The 26,982-nt window shown below is 52.5% G+C and carries 29 protein-coding genes; 13 read left to right on the top strand and 16 right to left on the bottom strand.

Going from position 1 to position 26,982, the window contains the following annotated elements; translation table 11 throughout:
• Positions 1-73: 73 nt before the first annotated feature.
• The 6 genes from LG201_RS05935 to LG201_RS05910 form a co-directional block, all read right to left on the bottom strand.
• Positions 74-2,026, bottom strand: coding sequence for a cytochrome c/FTR1 family iron permease (locus LG201_RS05935; protein WP_226771240.1), 1,953 nt, complete (start codon positions 2,024-2,026; stop codon positions 74-76).
• Positions 2,027-2,078: 52 nt separating this feature from the next.
• A complete protein-coding gene (locus LG201_RS05930; RefSeq protein WP_226771239.1) occupies positions 2,079-3,836 on the bottom strand; it encodes a M61 family metallopeptidase in 1,758 nt (585 codons plus the stop codon).
• A 209-nt stretch (positions 3,837-4,045) separates the two neighbouring features.
• On the bottom strand, positions 4,046-4,870 hold the full coding sequence (locus tag LG201_RS05925) for a peptidylprolyl isomerase (RefSeq protein ID WP_226771238.1): 825 nt from the start codon (positions 4,868-4,870) through the stop codon (positions 4,046-4,048).
• 53 nt (positions 4,871-4,923) lie between these two features.
• Positions 4,924-5,202 carry a BolA family protein gene (locus tag LG201_RS05920; protein ID WP_226771237.1) on the bottom strand — a complete coding sequence of 93 codons (279 nt, stop codon included), beginning with the start codon at positions 5,200-5,202 and terminating at the stop codon, positions 4,924-4,926.
• 10 nt (positions 5,203-5,212) lie between these two features.
• Complete coding sequence (locus LG201_RS05915) at positions 5,213-5,515, bottom strand: YciI family protein (protein WP_226771236.1); 303 nt, start codon at positions 5,513-5,515, stop codon at positions 5,213-5,215.
• A complete protein-coding gene (locus LG201_RS05910; RefSeq protein WP_226771235.1) occupies positions 5,515-6,054 on the bottom strand; it encodes a septation protein A in 540 nt (179 codons plus the stop codon). Before LG201_RS05910 ends, LG201_RS05915 begins: the two co-directional genes overlap by 1 nt.
• 117 nt (positions 6,055-6,171) lie before the next feature.
• Between LG201_RS05910 and LG201_RS05905 the strand changes: the two genes are divergently transcribed.
• The 7 genes from LG201_RS05905 to rluB all read left to right on the top strand — a co-directional run bounded on the left by LG201_RS05905 (position 6,172) and on the right by rluB (position 11,360).
• Positions 6,172-7,035, top strand: a complete 864-nt coding sequence (locus LG201_RS05905) for a 3',5'-nucleoside bisphosphate phosphatase (protein WP_226771234.1) — start codon at positions 6,172-6,174, stop codon at positions 7,033-7,035.
• Position 7,036: 1 nt separating this feature from the next.
• Entirely contained in the window at positions 7,037-7,666 is a 630-nt protein-coding gene (locus LG201_RS05900; RefSeq protein WP_226771233.1) for an L-threonylcarbamoyladenylate synthase, read from the top strand.
• Positions 7,666-8,307: a site-2 protease family protein gene (locus LG201_RS05895; protein ID WP_226771232.1), complete on the top strand. Its 642-nt coding sequence runs from the start codon at positions 7,666-7,668 to the stop codon at positions 8,305-8,307. The genes LG201_RS05900 and LG201_RS05895 overlap by 1 nt, the downstream gene beginning before the upstream one ends.
• A gap of 29 nt (positions 8,308-8,336) precedes the next feature.
• Positions 8,337-8,669, top strand: a complete 333-nt coding sequence (locus tag LG201_RS05890; RefSeq protein WP_226771231.1) for a DMT family transporter — start codon at positions 8,337-8,339, stop codon at positions 8,667-8,669.
• A gap of 7 nt (positions 8,670-8,676) precedes the next feature.
• Entirely contained in the window at positions 8,677-9,477 is an 801-nt protein-coding gene (locus LG201_RS05885) for a segregation and condensation protein A (protein ID WP_226771230.1), read from the top strand.
• Complete coding sequence (scpB, locus tag LG201_RS05880; RefSeq protein ID WP_226771229.1) at positions 9,470-10,033, top strand: SMC-Scp complex subunit ScpB; 564 nt, start codon at positions 9,470-9,472, stop codon at positions 10,031-10,033. Before LG201_RS05885 ends, scpB begins: the two co-directional genes overlap by 8 nt.
• A gap of 103 nt (positions 10,034-10,136) precedes the next feature.
• Positions 10,137-11,360: a 23S rRNA pseudouridine(2605) synthase RluB gene (rluB, locus tag LG201_RS05875; protein ID WP_226771228.1), complete on the top strand. Its 1,224-nt coding sequence runs from the start codon at positions 10,137-10,139 to the stop codon at positions 11,358-11,360.
• 48 nt (positions 11,361-11,408) lie between these two features.
• On the opposite strand, the gene LG201_RS05870 is transcribed toward rluB, so the two are convergent.
• The 10 genes from LG201_RS05870 to xseA form a co-directional block, all read right to left on the bottom strand.
• Positions 11,409-11,771: a YidH family protein gene (locus tag LG201_RS05870; protein WP_226771227.1), complete on the bottom strand. Its 363-nt coding sequence runs from the start codon at positions 11,769-11,771 to the stop codon at positions 11,409-11,411.
• 2 nt (positions 11,772-11,773) lie between these two features.
• Entirely contained in the window at positions 11,774-12,673 is a 900-nt protein-coding gene (gene prmB / locus LG201_RS05865; RefSeq protein ID WP_226771226.1) for a 50S ribosomal protein L3 N(5)-glutamine methyltransferase, read from the bottom strand.
• Complete coding sequence (dapE, locus tag LG201_RS05860; RefSeq protein ID WP_226771225.1) at positions 12,670-13,797, bottom strand: succinyl-diaminopimelate desuccinylase; 1,128 nt, start codon at positions 13,795-13,797, stop codon at positions 12,670-12,672. Before dapE ends, prmB begins: the two co-directional genes overlap by 4 nt.
• Complete coding sequence (locus LG201_RS05855; protein WP_226771224.1) at positions 13,794-14,144, bottom strand: ArsC family reductase; 351 nt, start codon at positions 14,142-14,144, stop codon at positions 13,794-13,796. The genes dapE and LG201_RS05855 overlap by 4 nt, the downstream gene beginning before the upstream one ends.
• Positions 14,145-14,193: 49 nt before the next feature.
• Entirely contained in the window at positions 14,194-16,317 is a 2,124-nt protein-coding gene (locus tag LG201_RS05850; RefSeq protein ID WP_226771223.1) for a putative bifunctional diguanylate cyclase/phosphodiesterase, read from the bottom strand.
• Between the two features lie 295 nt (positions 16,318-16,612).
• A complete protein-coding gene (dapD, locus tag LG201_RS05845) occupies positions 16,613-17,437 on the bottom strand; it encodes a 2,3,4,5-tetrahydropyridine-2,6-dicarboxylate N-succinyltransferase (RefSeq protein ID WP_226771222.1) in 825 nt (274 codons plus the stop codon).
• Between the two features lie 272 nt (positions 17,438-17,709).
• Positions 17,710-18,540, bottom strand: coding sequence for a M48 family metallopeptidase (locus LG201_RS05840; RefSeq protein ID WP_404809723.1), 831 nt, complete (start codon positions 18,538-18,540; stop codon positions 17,710-17,712).
• A gap of 40 nt (positions 18,541-18,580) precedes the next feature.
• Complete coding sequence (locus LG201_RS05835) at positions 18,581-20,464, bottom strand: potassium transporter Kup (protein WP_226771220.1); 1,884 nt, start codon at positions 20,462-20,464, stop codon at positions 18,581-18,583.
• Positions 20,465-20,536: 72 nt separating this feature from the next.
• Positions 20,537-20,869 (bottom strand): TfoX/Sxy family protein, encoded by a 333-nt coding sequence (locus LG201_RS05830; protein ID WP_226771219.1) that lies wholly within the window; start codon positions 20,867-20,869, stop codon positions 20,537-20,539.
• A gap of 38 nt (positions 20,870-20,907) precedes the next feature.
• Positions 20,908-22,104: an exodeoxyribonuclease VII large subunit gene (xseA, locus tag LG201_RS05825; RefSeq protein WP_226771218.1), complete on the bottom strand. Its 1,197-nt coding sequence runs from the start codon at positions 22,102-22,104 to the stop codon at positions 20,908-20,910.
• Between the two features lie 108 nt (positions 22,105-22,212).
• Here xseA and LG201_RS05820 point away from each other — a divergent pair, with 108 nt between their 5' ends.
• The 6 genes from LG201_RS05820 to LG201_RS05795 are packed head-to-tail and all read left to right on the top strand — an operon-like array spanning position 22,213 to position 26,973.
• On the top strand, positions 22,213-22,716 hold the full coding sequence (locus LG201_RS05820; RefSeq protein WP_226771217.1) for a disulfide bond formation protein B: 504 nt from the start codon (positions 22,213-22,215) through the stop codon (positions 22,714-22,716).
• A gap of 60 nt (positions 22,717-22,776) precedes the next feature.
• On the top strand, positions 22,777-23,664 hold the full coding sequence (cysM, locus tag LG201_RS05815) for a cysteine synthase CysM (protein WP_226771216.1): 888 nt from the start codon (positions 22,777-22,779) through the stop codon (positions 23,662-23,664).
• A complete protein-coding gene (locus tag LG201_RS05810) occupies positions 23,603-25,528 on the top strand; it encodes a translocation/assembly module TamB domain-containing protein (RefSeq protein WP_226771215.1) in 1,926 nt (641 codons plus the stop codon). Before cysM ends, LG201_RS05810 begins: the two co-directional genes overlap by 62 nt.
• Positions 25,529-25,546: 18 nt before the next feature.
• On the top strand, positions 25,547-25,747 hold the full coding sequence (locus LG201_RS05805) for a hypothetical protein (protein ID WP_226771214.1): 201 nt from the start codon (positions 25,547-25,549) through the stop codon (positions 25,745-25,747).
• Positions 25,748-26,164, top strand: a complete 417-nt coding sequence (locus tag LG201_RS05800) for a YdbL family protein (RefSeq protein ID WP_226771213.1) — start codon at positions 25,748-25,750, stop codon at positions 26,162-26,164. It begins immediately after the preceding gene.
• 32 nt (positions 26,165-26,196) lie between these two features.
• Entirely contained in the window at positions 26,197-26,973 is a 777-nt protein-coding gene (locus tag LG201_RS05795; RefSeq protein WP_226771212.1) for a 3'-5' exonuclease, read from the top strand.
• The last annotated feature ends 9 nt before the right edge of the window (positions 26,974-26,982 follow it).

Here is a 26,982-nt window from a genome sequence, read left to right as displayed (position 1 = left end):
GTTTTTTCCAATAAAAAGCCCGGCATCGCCGGGCTTTTTATTGCTCATGAGTGAGGTGAGTTGACTAAGTTGACTAGTGCTTCTCCTGGCTACGCGTTGCCAGCATGCCTGCAAACACCAAAGCAAGTGCAATACCTTGGGCGGCCAGTGTTTGTATGGTTGGGAATATACCCAGCAGTGGCACGGTAATGAAGTTGATGCGGTCGGCAGTCAACACGCCTGCTTCTTGCAGAGCGGCAATACCGTTACCGGCAAAAATCACAGCGAGCAAGGCAAGCAGACCGGCGGTGGCAGCGAAGAATTTACCTAATGGCAGTCGCACACTGTATTTCAGGATTACCCAGGTCAGGATAGCCAGTAATACGGCAGCAGTCACAATCCCGGCAATCACTGCAGTTTGACCGTTGCTACCAGTCTGTGCCCACAGGGCTTCGTAAAACAGGATGACTTCAAACAGTTCGCGGTAGACGGCGAGAAAGGAAAGGCCAGCAATGGCCCACCAGGTGCGCTTGTCCAGGGCTGCGGTGACCTGGGTACTGATAAATTTCTGCCAGGCATGGGCATGTGACTTGCTATGCAGCCAGTAACCGACATAGAGCAACATGGCGGAGGCAACCAGCGCAGTAATACCTTCGGTCATTTCACGGCCTGCGCCGGAAATCGTCAGCAGGTAGCTTGCCACATACCAGGTGACACCACCGAGCAGGATGGCAAAGATCCAGCCCAGATGGAAATAGGGCAGGGCATCACGTCGACCGGTTTTGCTGATGAATGCACTCAGTGCTGCCAGTACAAGAATCGCTTCCAGACCTTCTCTCAGCAGGATGAGCAACGAACTGATGAATGCGGTGGTGCCACTCAGGCTGCCTGAACCCAGCTTTTCATCCGCTGCATCCAGTAGTTTCGTGATGCTGTCTATCTGTGCTGACAATGCCTCAGGACTGACTCCCTTGGCAATGGCGGCGCGCAAATCCATCATTTCACGTTCGACCTCGCTACGCAGGTCCTTGTCCACATTGTTCAGGCTGTTCTCTACCAGCTCAAAGCCTTCAAGATAGGCGCTGATGGCAAGTTGGCGTGCGCTGTCACGATCACCTTTTTCATAGGCCTGCAAGGTCTCTGCCAGCTTGCTACGCGTGACAACGAGCGGGCTTGGCGCGGCGCTTCTGATGGCTTCTGGATGCGCTGTCAGGTAAGTCTGGACGGTGCCCAGTCCCGCACCTTTGACTTCAATCTCGGCAGGAGCATGCATCACCAGGTCTTTCAGGCTGCTAAACTCATGTTTACCTGTGCCCTGTTGCCATAGGCTTTCTCCTTGAGCTTGCTGCTCAGGGTTGGCTCGCAAAGTGCTGACATAGAATGCCAGGCTCCAGCGATCATTTTCAGGTAGTTGGCTATAGGGCTGCATAGGCGTGCCACTGACGCCCAGGGTAATGGTGTTGTAAAGACCGTAAATACTGCGCATGCGCATGCGGTCTTCGTCGTGAAAGTTGCTAGGCTCAGGCTCCAGGCCTTTTGCCAGAGGGCCATCCCCGTGCCCTGTCGCGCCATGGCAGGCAGCACAGGTTGCGCCAAATAACTGAGCGCCACGATTGAGATCGGGTACATCCTTGGGTGTAACGGTCAACTTGTAAGCCTGAATCACAGCCAGACGCAGATTATTGGCGGCTGCCGCAACTTCCGCACCTTCCTTCTTGGCCTTGATCAATGCCTGGAGCTGCGCTGCCTGTGCCAGCAATTGAGGCTGTTGCGGTGTGGCTGGCAGCTCGCCCAGCAAAGTGGCAGACTGGGTAGCAAACTCCAGTTGCTCTTCATATTCATCTGGATTGAGTACTGTGCCATCCTGAACAAAGGTCGGGTAATCCACGCTGACATAGTCCAGCATATGCACGGCAGTTTGTGCTTTTTCGTCATTGGTGACGGCAACCGCACTGTGGGTAGTACCCAGCCAGATCAGGCCAGCCAGGGCTGCGGTCATCATGCGGGAGAAAAAACTGCCAGGAAAAGAGGATATCTGCTTGCTCATGGGTCCGTGCTTGTGGTGAGAATAAGGGCGCAAAAAAGTATGGATGATTATATCAAGATGCTGTTAGCCAGTCCTGCCGTAATTGAGACTGCTCCTTGTTGCTTTTCTCTTTGAGGCTGAGTTTAGCAGAGGCAAGTGCATGGTCGCGCAAGACGATATTCGTAGTAGATAACTCATCGCGGCGGAAATAGTGCAACACCATGCGACTGTTTGCTGGTTTGCGCTTGAGTTGGGCTTTGAGGCTTTTGGCCGTGGCCTTCAACTGGTCATGGGCGATAATCACATCACCTGCGGCCAATCCGGCCTCTTCTGCGCTAGTACCACTAAATACATGGGCAATGCGGGTTTCCTCTCCTGCAAGCTGCAGGCCCAGCATATTGCGCACCAGGTCAGCCTCACTGTCTGCTTGTGCGGTGAATACGATGCCAAACTTTGCCAGCAGTTTGCTTAAAGGTGGATCATCCGTACCGCGTACGCAGTTGCTGAACAATTTCCCCAGTTTCTTGCCGCAGACTTGCTGGATGAACGCTTCCATGCTGCCTTCCTCCACCAGCTGTTGTTCAGTCTGGTAACGCTGCCACAGAGCATGCATGACCTCATCCAGCGATCGACCTTCGAGTCGGAGGCTCAGGTCTATCGCCAGTGCCACCAATGATCCCTTGAGGTAATAGCTGATCTGGCTGTTAGGCGTATTTTCATCAGGCTTGTATAGCTTGATCCAGCTATCAAAACTGGACTCTTCCAGGGACTGAACATGACGGCCAGGGGTGCGCAGGAAACGCGTAATGTCCTTGCTCAGTGCCGCCAGGTATTCTTGTTCGGACATGAGTCCGCAGCGCACCAGAGCCAAGGTATCGTAATAGGCAGTGAATCCCTCGAATACCCATAGCAATCGGGTATAGGCCTCACGGCTGAGCGCGGGCTTGCCGAATATAGCGGGGCGGATGCGTTTGACGTGCCATGCGTGGAAGTATTCATGGCTGCAAAGTCCCAGGAAGTCCTGATAGTTGGCTCGATCATGTTGTTCGCCCTTGACCGGTAGCCAGCTGCGTGGACAAATCAAGCTGGTGGAATCACTATGTTCCAGTCCACCATATTGATTATCGGCAGCGGCATAGAGTAGAAAGTCGTAGCGTTTGAATGGCGCCTTGCCGAAAAACTTGATGTGATGATCGCACAGGGTTTTCAGGTCACGTGCGATGGTCTTGAGGTCGGCCTGATGTTTGCCTGACACGATAATACGGTGGGGTACGCCACCCGCCTTGAAGCTGGCAATTGCCAGCTTGCCTATTTCAACGGGATAATCGATCAACGCTAGGTAATGATCGGCCTGGTATTCGCCAAACCCGGATTTGTCGAGCTTGACGGCTGGCATGGTGGTGGCGACTTGCCAGTCCTGGTAAGCCTTGCCCGGCTTGTGCAATATGACGCTGCATAGCTGCTCCTCCTGGTCGTGCACTTGCAGAAAGAGGCTGCTGCCATTGAAGTAGGCACGTTCCTGATCAAGATAAGCCGTGCGTACGGAAAGATCATAAGCATAGACCTGATATTCAATTACTAGCGGCCCGACACAAGGTGCGGCGCGCCAGGTACTTTTATCCAGTTTTTCCAGCAAGACTTCCTTGCCGTTGGAGCTTGCTGCTATGCTGACAATATGCCGGGAAAAATCCCGCACCAGATAACTCCCAGGCAGCCATGCTGGCAGGGAGACGGTTTGTCCCAAACTGTCAGGCTGGGTGATGATGCATTGCAGCTGGAACAGGTGGGTCTGTGGGGCATTGAGCCGAACGTGATACTGGATATTGTGCATGATTGACAGCCGGTTAAAGGGTGTAAAGAACGTGTGCTGGCCTATGTAGAGCGGCTAACAACACGCTCTTGGTGTTGTTGCTTTGGCCTTGTACTGCCTGTGGAAAAACGCCTAGCCAAGGCCGCTTCGCTGAGTTTTATTAGTCACTCTTAAAGAAAAAGCCTGCCGTGAGGGGCAGGCTTTTCTATGCGATCTCAGGCAAGCATTAATTACTTGGCTGCAGGTGCAGGCGTACCAGAAGGTGTTTCAATCTTGGCCTTGCTGCGCAGTTCTGTCAGCAGCTTTTCCAGATTACGTTGCTGCAATTGTTTTTGCAGGCCTTCTTTTACGTCGTCATACGCTGGTGGCTGGGTAGTGCGAGTATCTTCCAGCTTGATGACGTGCCAGCCGAACTGTGTCTGCACCGGAGTCGGGGTATATTTGCCTTTTTGCAGCTTGCTGACAGCATCACTGAATGGCTTGACCATGCCGGCAGGGGCAAACCAGCCCAGGTCACCACCTTTTTCCTGTGAACCTGGATCCTTGGATTTCTCCTTGGCCAGCTTTGCAAAGTCGCCACCCTTACCCAGTTGGGCAATCACGTCCTTGGCTTCAGCTTCAGTCGGTACCAGGATGTGGCGTGCGCTGTATTCTTTGTCACCCAGTTCCTGCTTGTATTTCTCGTAAGCCAGCTTGGTGTCAGCTTCACTCACTGGATGCTTCTTGATGTAGTCCTGCAGGAAAGTGTTGACCAGTAGTTCGCGACGAGTCAGTTCTTCCTTGGCGATGTAGTCAGGTTGCTTGTCCAGGCCTGTGCGCTGGGCTTCCTGGTACACCAGTTCACTACCAATCAACTTGTTGATAATGACGTTCTTGACGTTGTCATCAATGGTTTGACCGCGCGTGGTCGCATCTTTGGCAATGAAGTCATATAGCGATTGCTTGATAGGCTTGCCGTTAACTGTGGCAATACTGCCACTGGCGCCAGCAGCATAAACAGGTTGCATAAAGCCGAAAGCGACCGTAGCAATCAGGGCGCTGGTTGTGAGTTTCATGAGGGTTCCTTAGTCTGTTTTAAAATTAGTGTCATCAATCATGAGCGAACTTATCAAGCGATTGTGACAGGACATGGTTCATCCGTGGCAAACGCCTTGATACTCAACGCATGTATCCTCCCGGGGATAAGGTTGCCCAGCGCCTGGTAGACATGGCGGTGACGAATTATGTGAGATTTGCCGCAAAATTGCGAGCTGCTAATCGTCAAGGTGAAATGGCTACCACCATTGCTGCCGGCATGTCCTGCGTGGAGCGCGCTGTCATCGCGTATATCAAGCTGTACTGGCTCAAGTACAGCCAGTTTGCTGCGAATTTCTTCAATTAAGGTCATTCAATTCTGTTCAGGCTGGCAAGGTTTTACGAAAAGGTTTGACTGTGACAGCAGAATAAACGCCAGCGTTCACAAAAGGATCATCATTTGCCCATTGCTGAGCTGCTGTCAGACTATCAAATTCCGCCACAATCAGGCTGCCGGAGAAGCCCGCTGGGCCTGGGTCGGCGCTGTCAATCGCCGGGAAGGGGCCTGCTAGCAGCAAGCGGCCTTCATTTTGCAGCTGCTGCAGTCTTTCCAGATGTGCCGGGCGCGCTGCTAGGCGTTTTTCCAGGCTATTGGGGGTGTCATCTGCAATGATGGCGTACCACATTATTTTGGGTCCTGTTCGCTAATGTATTTGTTTAACAGCAGACTTTGCCCGATGACGAACACCAGCATCAGCCCCATGGTGCCAAACAGTTTGAAGTCAACCCACAGGTCAGTGGAGTAGTTGAAGGCAACATACAGATTGATAAAGCCCAGCACCAGGAAGAATATGGCCCAGGCCGTGTTCAGTTTGTTCCACGCTGAGTCCGGCATGGCAATCTGCTTTTCCATCATCTTGCGGATCAGGTTTTTCTTGAACAGCCAGTTACTGCCAATCAGGCCGATGGTAAAGAACCAGTAAAGAATGGTGGGTTTCCACTTAATGAAGTTTTCGTTGTGCAGCCACAGGGTGGCGCCACCAAATACCACAATGATGATGCCACTGACGATCAGGGCGCCATCTACCTTGCCTGTGCGTATTTTTGCCCAGGCAATCTGGATTATGGTGGCGACAATTGCGGCAGCGGTAGCTTCATAGATCCCGAAAAACTTGTAGACAATAAAAAACAAAATGACCGGGAACAAGTCGAAAAGAAACTTCATGGTGTTATCCGAAGGTAGGGCGCAGCAGAAGCATGACGCTGATTAAGTTTAAGTTGAGGGTGTATTTTGCTATGATTCGTCAAGACTAACAAGCAGTCCCTCAAGCAGCCACTTCATATGCCCTCCCTGATTGATCTACATAGCCACTCCACTATCTCTGATGGCCTACTCGCGCCTGAAGACCTGGTCATGCATGCCGCAGAAAAAGGCGTCAAGGTATTGGCCCTGACCGACCATGATGATACGGGTGGTTTGACCGTGGCGCGCAAGATTGCCACCGGGCAGGGCATGCAGTTTATCAATGGTGTGGAAATTTCCGTGACCTGGCGCCGTCGTACCATTCATGTGGTGGGTTTGAAAGTGGATCCAGCATATGCCCCGCTGAGCGATGGACTAGCCAAGATCCGCGCAGGCCGTCATCTGCGTGCACAGGGTATGGCCGCCAGCCTGGAGAAATTTGGTATCCATGGCAGCCTGGAAGGCTCATATGCGTATGCCAAACAGGGCATTATCAGTCGCGCGCACTTTGCCAGATTCCTGATAGACAAGGGGCATGCTTCCAGTATTAAGGGCGTATTCAAGCGCTACCTGGTGAAAGGCAAGCCAGGTTACTTTGAACATCAGTGGGCTGAACTGGAAGAGGTGATTAGCTGGATCAACGGTAGCGGTGGTGTGGCTGTACTGGCCCACCCAGGACGCTACGATATAGGCCGTACCAATATGCTGCTGTTACTGGAGGAGTTCCGCAACCTGGGCGGTACGGCGATTGAAGTGGTGACCGGTAGCCATACCGTGGACCAGTATCAGGAATATGCCAAGCTGGCCAATATGTTTGACCTGAAGTCTTCCATGGGCTCGGATTATCATGGTCCTGGTCATGCCTATATAGAAATGGGTCGCTTGCCTGACCTGCCGCGCGGTTGTGTACCCGTGTGGCAAGGATGGCCAGAGACTGAAATATTCAACACAGAGGTGCATTGATTTGGCGCAATATTTTGTAATTCATCCAGAGAACCCGCAGTCCCGCCTGATTCACCAGGCTGTCGCCATATTGCGTAATGGTGGTGTGGTGGCTTACCCCACTGATTCCAGCTATGCGCTGGGCTGTATCCTTGGCAATAAAGAGGCGCAAGACCGTATACGTGAAATCCGTGGGGTAGACGATAGCCATCATTTCACCCTGGTGTGCCGTAACCTTGCCGAGCTGGCAACCTATGCCCAGGTGGATAACAGCCAGTTTCGCCTGCTCAAGGCCAATACGCCTGGGCAATACACTTTCATCCTCAAGGCAACACGTGAAGTGCCGCGCCGCTTGCAGCATCCCAAGCGCAGCACCGTGGGCTTGCGTGTCCCACAGCATGCCGTGACTCAGGCCTTGCTGGAAGAGTTGAACGAGCCTATGTTGAGCATGACCCTGCAACTGCCGGAAGATGAAGCGCCACTGAATGAGGCCTGGGAAATTCGCGATCGTCTGGAGCATCAGGCCGATCTGGTGATTGATGCCGGGGCCTGTTCAATAGAGCCGACGACAGTGATTGACCTTACCGCTGAAATACCTAGCCTGGTCAGGCTGGGAGCCGGTGATCCTAAACCTTTTGGCCTGGATGAGTGATGGAATTAACACTGATTCAACAAATAGCCATTTATGCCTTGCCGGTCATTTTTGCGATTACGGTGCATGAAGCCGCCCATGGTTATGCTGCCAAGCATTTTGGCGACACCACTGCGCAGAGTCTGGGCCGGATCACGCTGAATCCGATCAAGCATATAGATCCGATAGGCACCATCCTGGTACCTGCATTGCTGGTGTTGTCAGGGACTGGCTTCCTGTTTGGCTGGGCCAAGCCGGTGCCGGTGGACTATGCACGGCTGCGCGACCCCAAACGGGATATGCGCTGGGTCGCAGCAGCGGGTCCTGCGTCCAATTTTGCCATGGCGATTTTCTGGGCTTTGGTGTTCAAGTTCTCAAGCATATTGCCTGCCGACCTGGCGGTTCCCGTGGCCTACATGGGCCAGGCCGGTATCCTGGTGAATGTAGTGTTGATGGTGCTTAACCTGCTGCCATTGCCACCGCTGGATGGCGGGCGTATTGCTGTCAGCCTCATGCCCAATCACATGGCCTACAAGTTTGCCCAGCTCGAGCGTTATGGCTTCATTATTTTGCTGGTACTGATGTTTACTGGCATCTTGTCCAAGATCATGATGCCGTTTATCAGTTTGTTTCTGGCGTTCTTCGCTGGCATTTTTGGATAAGCAATGTTGAATAGTAACGGGATGCAGGCATGAATCACTGGCTGGCAATTGCGATTGCCATTGGGGCTGAGGTCATGGCTACCACGGCATTGAAGGCTTCAAATGAGTTCACGCGTTTCTGGCCGTCGGTACTGGTGGTGCTGGGATATGGTGCTGCTTTCTACTTCATGACCATCAGCCTGCGGGTATTTCCCCTCGGCATCATGTATGCCATCTGGTCTGGTCTGGGCATTGTGCTGGTGTCCTTGCTGGCATGGGTGTTTTATCGGCAGTCACTGGACTGGGCAGCGATTGGTGGCATTGCACTGATTATTGCCGGTGTGCTGGTGATCAACCTGTTTTCACACTCGGTCAAGCATTAAGCCCTGCATGGCTACCCAGCTTGCGATTGACGTCAGAATCTACGGTGAACAGCTTGATAGCATCCCGCAGGATTTGTATATTCCGCCTGATGCGCTGGAGGTCTACCTCGACGCCTTTGAGGGCCCGCTGGACCTGCTACTGTACCTGATACGCAAGCACAACCTGGATATCCTGGATATTCCCATGGCAGACCTCACACGACAATACATGGATTATGTCGAGAAGATGCGTGAGGAAAAGCTGGAGCTGGCCGCAGATTATCTGCTGATGTCTGCGATGCTGATCGAGATCAAGTCGCGCATGCTCCTGCCCAAGCCTGAGGCCATGGAACAAGAAGAAGATCCGCGCGCTGAGCTGGTGAGGCGCCTGATGGAATATGAGGCGATCAAGCTGGCCGCGCAAAGGCTGGATGAGATGCCACAGTTTGGTCATGATATACCGGTCGCGCAGGCTTATTATGAGCAGATTTCACAAGTGCAATGGCCAGAGGTCAGCTTTGATGAGTTGATGACCGCCTGGCAATCCGTGCTTAAACGTGCCAGCCATTTTCAACACCATAAAGTCGGGCGCGCAGAGCTGTCTGTCCGTGAGCATATGAGCCTGGTGTTACGGCGCTTGCAGCAGGAATCCTTGCTGGAGTTCACCCAGTTGTTTGATGTGGTGAATGAGGGGCTGCCCAAACTGGTCGTGTATTTTCTTGCAATTCTGGAGTTGGCGCGGGAAGGGCTGGTTCGCATTACCCAGCAAGCGGCGTTCAGTCCGATTTACTTGCAAGCCGCTGACGTGATGATCACTACTCATGAATGAGCCGCAAACCATCATAGAAATGAAGCAGGTGCTGGAGGCGGTATTGCTGACAGCAGGCCAGCCGTTATCTCTGGATGAGTTGTTGCGGCCGTTTGCCGGTCGTATGGAGCGCGCCACCCTACGCATGTTGCTGGATGAAATGAAGGCAGAGTGGCAAGGACGGAGCATGGAGCTGGTTCAAGTTGCCAGTGGCTGGCGTTTCCAGGCACGTGCCGAGTTTGCCCCGTTTATTGCCCGTATCAATCCTGAGCGCTCTGCAAGATATTCTCGCGCCGCGCTGGAAACCCTTGCGATCATTGCCTATCGTCAACCAGTCACCCGCGGCGATATTGAAGAAATCCGCGGCGTGGCGGTGAACCCCAACATCATGCGCCAGTTCCTTGAGCGCAACTGGGTGGATATTGTCGGTCAGCGCGATGTGCCTGGCCGTCCCTCGCTGTATGCCACGACCAAGACTTTTCTGGATGATCTGGGCTTGCGTTCCCTTTCCGAGCTTCCCCCTGTCCAGCATTTTACCCAGCAGGAAATACCGCTGGAGCCCGCTCAAGCCGATTAAGCGTGTGTATGGCATAAGGTCGTGCCAGTCTTGCCCTGCTAAGTCTCTGGGGCTTTTGGCTATGGTGGCTTATAATATGCAGCTAATTTAAGAGGTTGAATTTATGGCACGTCCCTTCAAGCAACAACGCAATCCGCGCAATACCAGTTTCAAGCCTGTCGTCGCTGATCCTGATGCCGTTCCTCAGCGTCTGCACAAGCTATTGGCATTGTCAGGGTTGGGGTCGCGCCGTGAAATGGAAACCCTGATTGAGAGTGGCCGTATCACGATCAATGGCAAGGTGGCGATAGTAGGTGCTGCGGTGGTGTTGGGGGATGTGGTACGCCTGGATAGCCGACCTTTGCATCTGCCTTTTGAAGCCGAATTGCCACAAGTACTGATTTATCACAAACCCGAAGGCGAGATTGTCACCCAGGATGACCCGGAAAAACGGGCGACTGTATTTGACAAGTTACCTCCGGTACGTGGTGCCAAGTGGATTGCGGTCGGCCGACTGGACATGAACACCTCAGGCCTGTTGATCTTCACGACTTCTGGCGAGCTGGCGAATCGTTTCATGCATCCACGCTATGAAGTTGAACGTGAATATGCTGTCCGCATCTTCGGCGAGCTGAGCGATGAAGAAATGCTGCAACTTACCCAGGGTATAGAGCTTGATGATGGCCCAGCCAATTTCGATAGCATACGCCCTCAAGGTGGGGAAGGTTCAAACCACTGGTATGAGGTAATCCTGCGTGAAGGCCGTAACCGTGAAGTTCGGCGTTTGTTCGAGGCATTCCAGAAACCCGTCAGTCGTTTGATTCGTGTGCGTTTTGGCCCGGTCAATCTGCCACCTCGCGTCAAGCGTGGGCAAATGCTGCATCTGGATGCCAAGGAAGTAACTGGTTTGCTGGAATGGGCCGAACTGGAATTGCCAAAAACGCCATTGAAACAGCTGAGCCCGCGCGAAAAAGAAAAGATAGGCAAAGTGTTTACGCCCAAGGCACGTAAATCCAGATTTGATTCAGCAGAGCCTGCTTCAGTGGAAAGCCGCGGGCCACGACGCGTGACTAAGACACGTGAGGAGTCGATCAGGACCTCAAGAGACAGGCCGGCACGCACAGGTGAACGTACAGAAAGCCAGCCAGCCAGTGCTAGCCGGGAAGAGGCAAGAGCCAGGCCTGCAGATACTCGACGTGATGTGAGTAATCGCAACTCCAGAGGTAGAAAGAGTGAAGGCCAGGGCAGGGCAACCACCAGTGCACCCAAGCCAAGAAAACCCGCTAATCGGCGCATTCGTCAGGCGGGCGATGTACCGGTTGCCAAGCCTAAACGGGCTGGCAAATAGGGATATGAATAAACAGGCAGGTATGGCCCAGAAAGAGCCACACCTGTTTTAGAACATCATGAGGTCGATGGCCAGGAGCAAACCAGCCATGGCGACCGAGATGGAAAGTACCGATGTCAGCCATGGCAGTGCCATGGGCGGGACATCGACTGCTGGCAGGGTGCGGACGTAGAGGCGGTGGTTGTATTGCGCGCAGAGGATGACCACAGCACCGCTGATGACCAGCAGCATGCCGAGCATGTCGGATAGCCATTGGTGGGTAATCAGGTCATGTGCGGCACCTGGGGCCAGCAGGGTCAGGAACAAGCCAAACTTGGCGACAACAAAGCCCAGCGCCATCAAGGTAATGCCTGAGCGCACCCAGGCTAGCATGGTGCGTTCGGCAGCGAAAAAGACTCTGGGATCTGACATGGCTAAGGGAGTTGTTCTTTGGTCAACAGGAAGACAAACTCATTGCCTGAATCCACTTCCAGCCAGGTAAACGGGATCTCGGGATAAGCTTCCAGCAGGGCATCACGGTTATGGCCAATTTCCACGACCAGCAAGCCCCCCTCATTGAGGTAGTTGCCTGCTTCCTTGAGTAGGGTATGCGTGTGGTCCAGGCCGGATAAACCACTACCTAGCGCAATTTGAGGCTCATTTTGATATTCCTGAGGCAGCACTGCCATTGACGGTGCATCCACGTAAGGCGGATTGCTGATAATCAGATCGTAGGTTTTATCCTGCAAGTTGCTGAACATATCCGATTCAATCGCGGTGATCTGGTCTTCCAGGCCGTAATTGCGGATATTGATATTGGCTACAGCCAGCGCATCGGGAGATATGTCGATGACGTCTACGTCTGCATTGGGAAATGAGTGTGCGAGCAATACTCCAAGACAGCCGCTACCAGTGCAAATATCGGCAGCACTTTCCACCATTTCCGGATATTCAACCCAGGGACTGAGGCCGTCTTCCAGGAGTTCTGCGATAAATGAGCGCGGCACAATCACGCGTTCATCCACGTAAAACTTGAATCCCTTTAACCAGGCTTCATTCACCAGATAAGCGGTGGGTGTGCGGTCAGTAATGCGGCGGCGTATCAGTTCTTTCAGGCGTGTGCGCTCTGGTGGCAACAGGCGTGCGTCGATAAAGTTATCCAGGGTGTCATGCGGCAGGTGCAAGGCAGACAGGATCAGCCACACTGCTTCATCGTAGGCATTGTCGGTACCATGGCCAAAAAATATGCTGGACTCTTCAAAACGGCTGACAGCAAAGCGCAGCCAGTCGCGGATGGTTTGCAGCTCTTCGGTAATACCAGGGAATTTAATCATGACAGCAGCTCTTTCATTGTAGTGGTGTAAGCAGCCTGTAAGGGGTCTATATCTGCAACTGCAACGCACTCATTCAGTTTGTGGATGGTGGCATTGAGTGGGCCAAATTCAACAATCTGACCGGCAATGTCCGCAATAAACCGACCATCTGAAGTACCACCACTGGTAGAAAGTTCGGGTGTGATGCCGAAAGCTTGCTCAATGGCTGATGAAATCGCGCTGACCAGTGTGCCCTTTTGAGTGAGGAAGGGTTTGCCAGAGAGTTCCCACAGCAGGTCATAATCAAGCTCGTGTTTATCTAGTATTGCATGGACACGCTGTTGGAGGCTTTCAGCCGTGCTGGCGGTGGAGAACCTGAAGTTGAATAGAATTTCAACTTCACCGGGCACGACATTGGTGGCACCGGTGCCACCATTCATATTGGAAATCTGCCAGGAAGTGGGCGGAAAGTATTCATTGCCTTCATCCCACACAGTCTCCACCATGTCCTTGATCGCAGGGGCCACCAAGTGGATAGGGTTTTTGACCAGGTGTGGGTAGGCAATATGGCCCTGCACGCCTTTGATGGTGAGTTTGCCGGAAAGCGAGCCACGGCGGCCATTCTTGATCATGTCGCCCACTTGCTTGCTGGAGGTAGGCTCGCCGACGATACAGTAATCAATCAGCTCATTGCGGGCTTTCAAGGCTTCAACTACCTTGACTGTACCATTGACCGCTATACCTTCTTCATCGGAGGTAATGAGTAGTCCGATTGAGCCCTTGTGATCAGGATGTTCGTCCACAAAAGCTTCAATTGCCGTGATAAACGCAGCCAATGATGTTTTCATGTCTGCAGCACCACGACCGTATAACATGCCATCCTTGATGGTGGGTTCAAACGGTGGGGTATGCCATTGCTCTACCGGGCCAGTTGGCACCACATCGGTATGACCTGCAAAGACCAGCAGGGGGCTATCGGTGCCCCTGCGTGCGTAAAAATTGTCCACATTGCCAAAACGCATACGCTCAATTTTGAAACCCAGTGGTATCAGTCTTGAAATCAGTAGCTCTTGGCATCCTTCATCATCAGGGGTGACCGAGCGACGGGCAATCAAGGCCTGGGCGAGTTCAAGCGTCTTGCTCATTGGCTGAACAGCTTGTCGTACGCTGCCTCAGTAAAGCCCAGATTGAGAATTTTGCCTTGATCCACCAACACCGGGCGCTTGATTACAGAGGTCTTGTCCTGCATGAGTTTGGACGCTGATGCAGCATCAGTCACTGCCGCTTTTTCGGCATCAGCCAGTCCGCGCCAGGTCATCCCGGCACGATTCACCAGTTTTTCCCATTCAACCTGGCTGAGCCACTGATGCAATGTGTCTGCACTGATGCCTGATTTCTTGAAGTCGTGGAATTCGTAGGCAATGTTGTTTTGGTCTAGCCAGGTTCGGGCTTTTTTCACGGTACTGCAATTTGGAATGCCGTAGAGCTTCATCACTCATCTCTATTTGTTCGTAGCCCGCTATTTTATCACTTGAAGATGTTTATCGTGCTGTACTGTATATAGATGAATCTTCTACCCAGGGTGCTGGGCTGATTTTTTTTGCGATGCTTGTGTCGCTGCTATGCTTCAATAGACTTGCCAGCTTTTGCTCATGCACTGGATTGGCGACTAGAAAGCCCTGTATCTGGTTGCAATGCAGATCAGACAGTATCTGGCGTTGCTCTTCAGTGCGGATCTTTTCGGCAATCACTTTGAGGCCATGTGCCTGGGTCAGTTCAATAATCGCGCCGACAATGGCACGTGCTCTCTGGTTGCTGACTAGGTCTTCAGTAAAGCTCTGATCAAGCTTGAGCTCTTTCAACTTCAGGTTTTGCAGATACTGCAGGCTGGAAAAACTGGTGCCGAAGTTCTCCAGGGAAATTTTCAGGCTGACGGCTGGCATATTTCTGATCAGGTCACCATACTGTTCTGGTTTTTGCATGAATACGGATTCTGGAATTTCCAACACCAGGGCATCTGCGAGTAGAGAAAATGTTGCGAGTAGGCCCTCGAGCTCAGTATGAAATTCAGGGTGATGCAATTGAGCGGCGGTCAGTGGTACCGTCGCTTTCTGGTTGATGCCGCGCACACGCAGCTCATGCAGGACACGGCAGGTTTCTGCAAGAATCCAGCTGGTAATTGGTTCTAGCAGCCCCAAGCTTTCCGCCATTGGCATAAATGTCGCGGCTGGAATGGCACCTTTGCTAGGGTGTTGCCATTTAGCCAATACTTCGAGGCTGGTGATTTGATTACTGACGCTGTCCACTCTTGGTTCAAAGTACAGTGCAAACTCATTGCGTTCCAGGGCGTGATACAAGTCTTGCTGGGTTTCCAGCAAGTCGTAGGAGCTGGATTCTATGCGCGCATCAAAGAAGCGGAAGTGATGACGGCCTACCGCTTGTGCACGATGCATGGCGGCTTCAGCATAAGTCAGTAGACGTTCTGGGTCGCCATGCTTGGGGTACATGGCAATGCCAGCGGAGGCCGATAGAGAAAGTTCATGATGGTCTATGCTCAATGGGACACTCAGCGCTTGCATAATCCGCTGCATGACTGGTGCAATATCGGATTCGGTGCTGATATCTTCAAACAGTACCAGGAACTCTTCGCTACCCTGATAGGCCACCATATCACAGCCACGTATGGCGTTTTGTAGCCGCTTGGCAGTGGCCTTCAGCACCTCGTCACCGATATGTTGTCCCAGGGACTGATTGATACTGTTGAATTGATCCAGCTTGATCAGGGCCACGGCCAGTGCATTGCCCAGGCGTGTTGTTCTGCGAATGCCAATATCCAGATGTTTCTGGAAATAACGCTTGTTCGGTAGCTGGGTCAGAGAATCCAGCATCGCCATCTTGCTCAGTTTGTTGGTGGTATCGCTCTGCATGAGATTGCTACCATGGTCATTACGGCTATCCATCAGCGCCAGGATGGCGGCCAGTAAAATCAACGCAGTGGCACCCAGCGCAATAATGATGGCAAGCAGTGTCGGAGGTAGGGTGGAGATGCTTGCACAAACTGCATGCGGATGAAATTTGGCAGCTGCCATGCCGGAAAAATGAGCGCCTACAATGCCTGCGGTCATGACGGTGGCGGCCAGCAATTGTGCGGCGGTTCTGTTTTTTCCATGCTGGGAGTGCATATGGAAAATCATCAATAAGGCCAATATGGAGGCACCAATGGAGATGACGAGCGATAAGGCCAGTACCGGGTGATTATAGGTAATCTCAGGAAACATATGCATGGCGTGCATGCCGGTGTAATGCATGCCGATAATACCCAGTCCCATGATGCTGCCAGCAGCGTACAGCATGTGTCGACTGATCTGAGGGCGGCTCGCAATGTCCAGAGCAAGCCATGAAATACTGACGGCAATCAACCATGACAGCACGGTGTCGTCCAGTGAATAACCCATGGGCGTTGGCAGGGAAAGCGCCAGCATGTTGATGAAGTGCATGGCCCAGATACCAGAGCCCATGGCAATTGCACCCAGTACCAGCCATGCTTTTGCAATCATGGCCTGGTTACGAGCGACACGGGCGGCAAACATGAATGCGGTCAGCGACGAAATAAACGCAATAAATATTGAGAGTAATACCAACCGATAATCGTAACTTCCCACCATGATTCTTCCTTGATTCTGTACAGGCGACTCTTGCCATACCATGTAAGGCGCAACTTTTATGCCGTATAGATCAATGGAGGTTTGTTAATTCATTTGGTGGGAGTGATGTCTGATTTTTATTATTTATAAATAATGGGATAGGGTGTTATTTTCTGGCTGGATTTAAAGTGTGCTTAATTAGCCGGGCATAAAAAAACAGGTTCTCAGTAGTGAGAGCCTGTTGGTGTTTTGACGTCACTGTCAAAATTTTGACAGTGACGGATTTTGCAATCTGCAAAGATAATGGCTTGTGGGATTAAATACCACGCAATAATTCGTTGATGCCCACTTTACCCAAGGTCTTTTCATCGACTTTTTTCACGATGACGGCGCAGTACAAGCTATAGCTGCCATCCTTGGAAGGCAGGTTGCCGGATACCACCACGGAACCTGATGGGACGCGGCCATAGGTTACTGCACCTGTTTCACGGTCATAGATCTTGGTGGATTGGCCGATGTAAACGCCCATGGAGATCACGCAGTTGTCTTCGACGACTACGCCCTCCACCACTTCTGAACGCGCGCCGATAAAGCAATTGTCACCAATAATGGTAGGGCCGGCTTGTACTGGCTCCAATACGCCGCCAATGCCTACACCGCCAGACAAGTGAACGTTCTTGCCAATCTGCGCGCAGGAGCCGACAGTGGCCCATGTGTCTACCATGGTGCCTTCACCGACATAAGCGCCGATGTTGACGTAAGAAGGCATCAACACTGCATTCTTTGCGATGAAGGAGCCACGACGCACGATCGCGTTAGGGACTACACGGAAGCCACCAGCCTTGAAATCCGCTTCAGTGTAATTGGCGAACTTGGGCGGCACTTTGTCGAAATAGCGTGTCACACCGTCATCCAGCAACACATTATCTTCCAGACGGAAAGACAGCAGCACGGCTTTCTTGATCCACTGATGCGTCACCCAGTTCTGGCCATCTGTACGTTCGGCAACACGCAGTTTGCCACTGTCCAGGTCCGCAATCACGCTGAATACAGCATCCTTGATTTCAGCACTGACGGTAGAAGGGGTGATCTCGGCACGACGCTCAAATGCGTCTTCGATAATGGTTTGCAATTGACTCATAACAGTTTCCGAATGTGATAGCTAAAAAAACGCTATTTTACCCGAAAGTGCGACGGATTGACCTTTTCATGCCCAGGGATATGCATTTGCTTCAGTGGGCTGTTGTCAGTCATGCTGATCAGCACCAGCGGTATGCGTTCATTTGTCTGGATGAAATAATGCTTACATACTGGTGCTGCTGAGATATGTGCTTTTCGCGTAGGTGGGTGAGTCCTGCTTCTTTAGGCTTTAGCAAAAGAAGCAGGACGAAACAAAACAAGCATTAGCGAATATTATTTACTCGTTGTCTTCGCCTGCTGGTACAAAGGCATCACGCTCGGAATCAAGGCCTTCAAGTCGGTGATGCGGTTTTCGTTAGAAGGATGGGTGCTGAGGAATTCGGGAGGTGCTCCGTCATTCTGGGCGCTCATCTTTTGCCACAAGCTAACTGCTGCATTAGGGTTGTAACCAGCACGCGCTGCCAGCTCCAGGCCTATGCGATCAGCCTCTCGTTCTTGTTCACGTCCATTGGGCAGGGAGAAAAACAGATTGGCACCCATGGCGGCGGCACCTACGCCCATGGCCGCGGTATTGCTGTTCTTGGAGGTGGCGGCAAAAATCCCCAGGCCTGTCAGCAGGCCATTTTGCACCGCAGCAATCGACATACGTTCACGGCCATGCTCACGCAGGGCATGGGCAATCTCGTGACCAATGACGGCAGCCAGCTCATCATCGGTGGCTTTGAGTTTGTCGATCAGGCCGGTATACACCATGATTTTGCCACCAGGCATGCAGTAGGCATTGACCTGGTCACTTTCCTCTACATTGACTTCCCATTTCCAGGTGTTGCTATCCGTGCGGAAAATACCTGCCTGCGCAATCAGCCGATTGGAAATAGTCCGTACGCGAGTCAATTCTTTGCTATCGGTGTTGAGCTTTTTCTTATCCTTGGCTTCTTTCAGCGTAGCGACATAACTTTCAGCTGACATACTTTCTACCTGTTGCTCCGAGAGCATGAGAAATTGCTTGCGCTGTACACCAGATACGCTGGAGTTGGTAGTTGTGGCACAACCTGCAAGCTGGATTGTGGCGAGGGCCATGGTGAGGATTAATGTTGTTTTCATCATTTCAATTCCCTGATGCTATGTTAAGAACACTTCAATATTAGAGCGCGATTTGGGCGCCGAGCTCGACTACGCGATTGGGTGGAAGTTTAAACTGGTTGGTAATACTGTCCGCATTACGGAACATCCCAACAAACAGTTTGCTGCGCCAATAGGCCATGCCTGATTGGCGGGTAGCAAACAGAGTTTCCTTGCCTATAAAGAATGAGGTTTCCATGGTGTCCAGCTCCAGCCCGAGACTTTTACATAGCTCAAGATCACGAGGGAGATTAGGATCATCCTTGAATCCATAGTTCACGGTAACGCGGTAGAAACCGTGTTTGAGTGTTTCCAGGCCCAGCCTGCTGCGCTCAGCAATATAAGGCACGTCGGCAATATTGACGGTCAGCAGTACAATGCGTTCATGCAGTATCTTGTTGTGCTTGAGGTTGTGCAGCATGGCGTGTGGCACTCCATGCGGATTGGGCGTCATGAAGATACCCGTGCCTGCTACGCGGGCGGGTGGGTGGCTGCCAATCACTTCTATGAATGGTTCAAGCAGCATGGATTCGTTTTTCAGCCGTTCAAGTAACAGGCTGCGACCGCGCTTCCAGGTTGTCATCAGCGTGAAAATGACGATAGCAATCAAAATCGGCACCCAGCCACCATCAGGAATTTTCAGGATATTGGCACTGAAGAACGCAACATCAATAATCAGGAACAGGCTGACTAGCAATATGGTGCGCGTCCAGCTCCAGCGCCAGATGCCATGGAACACAATGCCGGCGAGTAGCGTGGTGAACAGCATGTTGCCTGTGACTGCAATGCCATAGGCCGCGGCCAGGTCTCCAGATGAGCCAAAACCCACCACCAGTGCCATCACTGCAAGCATCAGGCTCCAGTTGATGTAAGGCATGTAGATTTGGCCTTTTTGCTGCTCTGATGTGTGCAGTACCCGCATCCGTGGCAAATAGCCCAGCTGCAATGCCTGGGCAGAAATTGAAAATGCGCCGGAAATTACGGCCTGGGAGGCAATGACGGTGGCGAGGGTTGCCAGACCTATTAATGGATATAGCATCCACTCTGGAGCCATGAGGTAGAACGGGTTCTTGATGGCTTCTGCATCATGTAACACCAACGCACCCTGGCCAAAGTAGTTGAGTACTAGCGCGGGCAGCACAAAAAAGAACCAGGCATAGCGGATGGGCTTGCCACCAAAGTGACCCATGTCAGCATAAAGCGCTTCTACCCCGGTTACGGCCAGTACCACTGAACCCAGTGCCACAAAGGCAATCCAGGGGGAGTGCATGAAGAAGCGCACGGCGTAAATAGGGTTGAGGGCATGCAGCACCAAGGGTTCATGCAGAATGTTAACCACACCGAGCGCGCCCAGCGTGAAGAACCAGATCACCATAATCGGGCCGAATAGGGCACCCGCCACTGCGGTGCCTTTGCTCTGCATCCAGAACAGGATAAACAGCACGAAGAGGGTGACAGGCACGATAAAGTTATCCAGCGATGGTGCGGCGACTTGTAGTCCTTCCACGGCGGAAAGTACAGAAATGGCAGGGGTGATCATGCCATCGGCATAAAACATACAGGCACCTATGATGCCAGCGTACATCACCATGCGTTGCCTTGATGGATTGCCCGCGAGGTTGCGGCTCGCCAGGGCCAGCAGGGCCATGATGCCGCCCTCACCGTTGTTGTCTGCCCGCATGACGAAGGCGGCATATTTCACTGAGACCACCATGATCAACGACCACAGGATAAGCGCCAGTATGCCAAAGACGTTGTCATGTGTGAGCGGCACCGGGTGCGGACTGACGGCAAAGACCTCTTTCATGGTGTAGAGCGGACTGGTGCCGATATCGCCAAAAACTACGCCTAGTGCGGCAAGTGCTAGAAGGGGAGTGCGGGTTTTGCCGATGCTGGATGAATCCATTAAGCTGGCTCAGGGAAAAGTTGATGCCATTTTACAAGTGTTAGCAAGGAAGAGATAGCAGGATCATGTGGATTAATCTTGATGCGGCCTGGCACGCAGGGCTGCCGCATAGGCGCGTTTGGCCCAGAGCGTTGCCTGTTCACGTTCTTCCAGCATATCGGCCGGTGCCTGGTAGTAAGACATTTTGACGATACGCTCCTGCCTACGGTATTCAAAACACGGCAGGCCAAGCGCTTCAAAATGTGGGCGGCTTTCATCATCAGCCTTCAGGTATAGCGTGTCATCTGCGATCAGGGCAAACATGAGGCCGTCGTGATAAAGTCCATAGCCGCCAAACATGCGCCGTGCATGCAGGCTGCCAAGATCCTGCAGCATTTCCTGTAAATACGTTACAAATTCACTCATGGTGATCTTTACATGATCGCTGGCTGCACAACATTCATTCAGGGTTTTACAGATTTGATTTCGGCATCTGCAGAGCCTGTGCCGAGTTTAAGCCTGACATTGTCGCCAGGTGCCAGTTGCTTGCTGTCGTATACCAATTCACCATTGGTTTTCTCAACCAGTGCATATCCACGCTGTAATACGGCATTCGGATTCAGGTGCGACAGGTTTTGCTGCAGTCGCAATAATTGTTGACGCTGTTTCTGCAACTGGCGTTCCATGCCGTGTTGCAGGCGCAGATGCAGCTGTTGCAAGTGGTTGCGGCGATGCGCCACCTGTTGCAGGGGAGACAATAAACGCCGGCTTAAATAATCCAGGTGTTGGGCACGTTGATTGAGCAGGTTGCGTAGCGTGCGTTCCAGCCTTTGCGATAGTTGCCCTACGCCTTGCAGCAGTGACAGGCGGTCTGGCGTGGTGAGTTCGGCAGCGGCAGTGGGGGTGGCCGCCCTGTGGTCGGCAACAAAGTCGGCAATGGTGAAGTCTGTTTCATGGCCGACCGCACTGATTACGGGCAGGCGGCAAGCATGGATGGCACGGGCGACCACTTCTTCATTGAATTGCCACAGGTCTTCTATGCTACCGCCGCCACGGCAGACAATCAGCACATCACACTCGGCTCTGGCATCGGCAGTACGAATGGCATTTGCAATCAGCTCAGCGGCGCCTTTACCCTGCACTGGTGTAGGGTAAATCACCACATTAACGGCAGGCATGCGGCGCCTGAGAGTGGTGAGCACATCGCGCAAGGCGGCGGCATCTGCTGAAGTCACGATGCCGATTTGGCGTGGATGCGCTGGGATAGGCTGTTTGAATTCGGCGGAAAACAGTCCTTCTGCCTCCAGCTTGGCCTTGAGTTTTTCATAGGCTTCATACAGAGAACCTAGTCCGGCACGCTGGAGAAATTCAATCGTAAGCTGAAAATCGCCACGGGCTTCATACAAGGTGACCACGGCGCGTGCCTCTACCTTGTCTCCTTCCTTGGGAATCCAGTCCAGATAGCTATTGCGACCACGGAACATGACGCAACGTACTTGTGCACCCTGATCCTTGAGCGAAAAGTACCAGTGACCAGAGGCGGCGCGGGTCAGGTTGGAGATTTCCCCACTGATCCAGAACAAGGGGAAGCTGCGTTCGAGTAATTCACGCGCCATGCGGTTCAGTTCGCTGACGCTCAATACGCGTTGGGAGTCTGTCATGCCTGTTTTTTTGCCTGCTCACTGATTATTAATGTCTGCAAAATAGTGTGAACAAGCGCTATCCGTTACAATTGCGAGTGTTTAATTATAAGCGCTGGGACTATTACCATGTTCAATAAACTGTTTGCTGGCAGAAGTGGCTATTTGCTGGGTTTCCTTATCAGCTTCGGCCTGGTCGGCTTTGCTCTCTATATTCAACAGAAGCACCATCTTGAGCCATGTCCCCTGTGTATTTCCCAGCGTATCGCCTTTATGGGCTTGGGCGTTTTGTTCCTGATCGCCGCTCTGCATAATCCTGGCGTAGTGGGACGCAGAATTTATGGCCTGTTGCAGGTGCTTGCAGCTGTCACGGGTATCGGTATTGCTGCACGTCATGCCTGGATCCAGGCCAATCCTGACAAAGTCATGGCCGAGTGCGGCGCTGGTTTTGATTACATCATGGAGACTTTCCCGCTGAAAAAAGCGCTGGACTTGATCTTCAAGGGCACAGGCGAGTGCTCTGCCATAGACTGGACGCTGTTTGGTTTCACTATTCCGCAGCTTTCGCTGATTGCATTTGCTGGCCTGACGGTGTTTGCCATCCTGCTGGTGTTCCTCAAACGCAAGGCTTGAATGATTGGCTGCGCATGGTTTCTGCATGCGATTGCCCCATAGAACATGATTGAGAATTGAATGTATAAGACACTGGATGATTTTGTAGGCAACACCCCGCTGGTCAAGCTGCAACGCCTGGGTGGCAACAGCAGCAACACGATTCTGCTCAAGCTGGAAGGTAACAATCCCGCTGGTTCCGTCAAGGATAGACCTGCGCTTTCCATGATCAAACGCGCAGAAGAGCGCGGCGATATCCAGCCTGGCGATACCCTGATTGAGGCGACCTCTGGTAATACTGGCATTGCGCTTGCCATGGCCGCTGCCATGCGGGGCTATAAAATGGTGCTGGTGATGCCTGACAACCAGAGTATCGAGAGGCGCCAGACCATGAAAGCCTTTGGTGCCGAGCTTGTGTTGACGCCTAGAGATGGCAGCATGGAGTTGGCACGGGATGTTGCATTGAAGCTGCAGGCTGAAGGCGAGGGCATTGTGCTGGATCAGTTTGGTAATCAGGACAACCCGCTGGCGCATTATGAAGGTACAGGCCCTGAGATTTGGCGCGATACCGGCGGCAAGGTCACGCATTTCGTCTCCAGCATGGGCACTACAGGCACCATCATGGGCACTTCCCGCTATCTCAAGGAACAGAATCCTGACATCCGCATCATAGGGGTACAACCTGAAGAAGGCGCGCAAATTCCTGGCATCCGGAAGTGGCCAGAGGAATATTTGCCTACCATTTATGATGGAAGTCGGGTGGATGAGCTGATCTATGTCAGCCAGAAGGACGCCGAGAAAACAACACTGAAGCTGGCCCAGCAGGAAGGTATTTTTGCTGGTATTTCTTCAGGTGGGGCTTTATATGCTGCACTGCAATTATCCAAAACCCTGGAGAATGCCGTGATTGTCTCCATTGTCTGCGATCGTGGTGATCGCTACCTTTCTACCGGGGTGTTTCCTGAATAGGGTAGATGCCCAAGATGTGTCCGGCCTGGTGTTCAGCCAGGCCTTTCTAGATTGCCGTGCTACCCATTTCGTCAATGCTTGCTTGATAACACTGTTTGCTTGCTGGGCGTTGGTATTGGGCATAACCCCTGCCTATGCCGTCAGCTCGATTAGCATAGAAGCCGATAAGGTAGAGCTTGAAGCTGGCAATATCCGAAACCTTAAAGCCCAGTTCGATCTCGATGGAAAAGTCAGCCTGCAAGGCCAGGTCAAAGCCCGCGATGATCAGCAGTGGACTGAGGCTAGTCTAGGCTGCACGGCACTGATGAGCCCCAGGCGTGGGCATTGGCGGTGTCAGGATGGCAAGCTTGCTGCGCAAAATATCCAACTCCCATTCTCGTTCGAATTGACGCAAACCCGTGTTGAAAATGGTGAGCGTTATAGTGCGTTGCTCGATATCAAACAAGCGTCATTCAGTGATGCAGCCGGTTTGCGTGCGGGAGAAAAGCTTACAGCCAGTCTGGGATTTGATGTTGTGCACAAAAAACAGCAATGGCAGTGGCAAGCCAAGCTGGATTGGAAAAATGGAGAGCTATTCTGGCAGCCATTCTATTTTCCTGACGCTGGGCACCAACTGGTGGCTAATGGTAGCTGGGACGATGGTGTACTGACAGTCAGCCAGGCTGACCTGTCTTTAAACAAAGTGGGATCAGCCAAACTCAGTGGGAAATGGATTCATGGTCAGCTGGATGATGTTCAGTTGAATGCCGATGATCTGAATATCGCGGCGCTCTATCCATTGTTATTGCAACCCATGCTGGAAAATACAGCACTGGACAAGTTAGAGCTTGAGGGGCGCGCCAGCTTGAAGCTGACCGTCGCGCATGGTGAGTTGCGTTCCTTTCTGCTGGATTTGAAGGATGCGGATGTGGAGGACCAGAATGGTCGTTTTACGCTCTATAAAATCAATACCCGGATTCCCTGGTCTTACGATGATCCGCAAGTCATGCAATTGGCTTATGAAAGCGGTCACCTGCTGAAAATTCCTCTGGGCCAGGCCAGTATCATGGCGGATGTTGATCGGTATTCTGTGACGACCTCACAGCTGTACCTCCCCATTCTGGATGGTGCCCTCAGTCTTACCGATGTCTCGGCAGCACGGGTCGGTGGCAGTTGGCACTGGCATTTGCGGGCCAATCTGGTGCCTATCTCCATGCCGGAGCTGAGTCATGCACTTGGCTGGCCGCGCATGGAAGGGAAGGTGGCCGCGGCTATTCCCATGGTGACCTATAGTGGCGGCAATCTGGTCGCGGATGGTGATCTGTTGTTTCAGCTGTTCAACGGTAATATTTCCGTGAGCGGCCTGAACATGCAAACCCCGCTGGGCCTGGGCCCCAGACTCAATGCCCATGTGACAATGCGCCAGCTGGATTTGGGTGACATTACCCGGACGTTCTCTTTTGGCGCGATTGAAGGCAAGCTGGATGGTGATGTGCAGAACCTTGAGCTATCCAATTGGCAGCCGGTAAAGTTTGATGCGAGTTTGCGTAGCAGCCCTGGCAATTACCGCAAGAAAATCTCCCAGCGTGCGGTAGAAAATATTACTTCTCTAGGGGGAGCAGGGGCCGCTGCTGCCATACAACGCAGTGTGTTGCGGTTTTTCAGTGAGTTTAATTACAAGCAAATTGGCTGGAAATGCCAGTTGCGCAATGATGTCTGCCAGATGAGTGGGGTGGAGTACACGCCACAAGGTTATGTGATCGTGAAGGGCAGCGGCATCCCGGCGATTACGGTCATGGGGTACAATCACAATGTGGGCTGGAGCGATCTACTCGCGCGTCTTAAACGCGTGACCGAAGGTAACAGCAAGCCGGTGATCAAGTAAATGAATAAGGGTAACTGAATGTTGAAAACCACTATCTGGGCACTGCCGCTGGCATTGATGTTGGCACTCTCTGCCTGCGTCACTATTAATATTTACTTCCCGGCAGCTGCCGCGGAAAAAGCGGCTGACCGCATCATTGATGATGTCTGGCAGCTTAAGGAAAAAACCGACGGCAAGGCTGTGCCTGCCGATAGTAACAGCAAACAGGAGAATAAATAAATGAGAAAATTCCTTGCATGCAGCATGCTGCTTTCTCTCTTGGTGGCTGCACCCCTGGTACAGGCTGCGGCTGACCTTGAGATCAATACCCCGGCTATTTCCAGTATCAAGAATACTATGCAGTCCAGGCATGGGCAGTTGGCGGGATTTTATGCCAGTGGCGCGGTAGGATTTACACGTGATGGCCTGGTGGCGGTGCGTGATGCGAATGCAGTACCGCTAGCTCAGCGCCAGAACCTCAATACGCTGGTTGCCGCAGAAAATAGTGACCGTAATGCGCTTTACAAGGAAATTGCCAGCGGTAACGGCCATCCCGAGTGGGAGGCTGAGGTGCGTAGTACCTTTGCACAGCGCTGGATCCAGAAGGCCCAGGGTGGTTGGTACTATCAGGATGGTAGTGGCTGGGTAAAGAAATAACGGATCAAGACTGACACAAACGACGCACGCACATGACACCTACGCTGATATTTGATATTGAAACCGTTCCCGATACCGATGGCCTGCGCAAACTATATGGATTGCCCGCAGAGACAAGGGATGAGGATGTTGCACGCGTGGCCTTTCACAAACGCCGCCAGCAGAATGGCAGTGAGTTTCTGCCCTTGCATCAGCATCGGGTGGTGGCTATTTCCTGTGCGCTGCGCGAGGGTGAAAGTTTCCGCGTATGGACGCTGGGCGCTGCGGATGCCCCGGAGCATGAGATTATCCAGCGTTTTTATGACGGGATAGAAAAGTACACGCCCAATCTGGTGTCCTGGAATGGCAGCGGATTTGACCTGCCGGTATTGCATTATCGTGGCCTGGTGCATGGCATAGTGGCCCCCCGTTATTGGGATATGGGCGACGATGACCGTGAATTCAAATGGAATAATTACATCAGTCGTTACCATACGCGTCATCTGGACCTGATGGATTTGCTAGCCATGTTCAATGGCCGCGCCAATGCGCCGCTGGATGACCTGGCACAGTTATGTGGCTTCCCCGGCAAGCTGGGCATGGATGGCAGCAAGGTCTGGGATGCCTACGTCAACGGTGAAATCAACGCGATCCGTGATTACTGTGAAACCGATGTGGCGAATACCTATCTGGTGTTTTTGCGCTTTCAATTGATGCGCGGCGCCTTGGATCATGCAACTTATGCCAGCGAAATTCAACTGGTGCGAGACACGCTGGCAACTTACCCCGGCCCTCATTGGCAGGAATTTCTACAACACTGGCACAACTGAACCAGCGGC

The organism is Methylobacillus gramineus, assembly GCF_020532675.1.
Taxonomy (GTDB): domain Bacteria; phylum Pseudomonadota; class Gammaproteobacteria; order Burkholderiales; family Methylophilaceae; genus Methylobacillus; species Methylobacillus gramineus.
The sequence above is the reverse complement of the archived record's forward strand: the minus strand, read 5'-3'. Positions and strand labels throughout refer to the sequence as shown.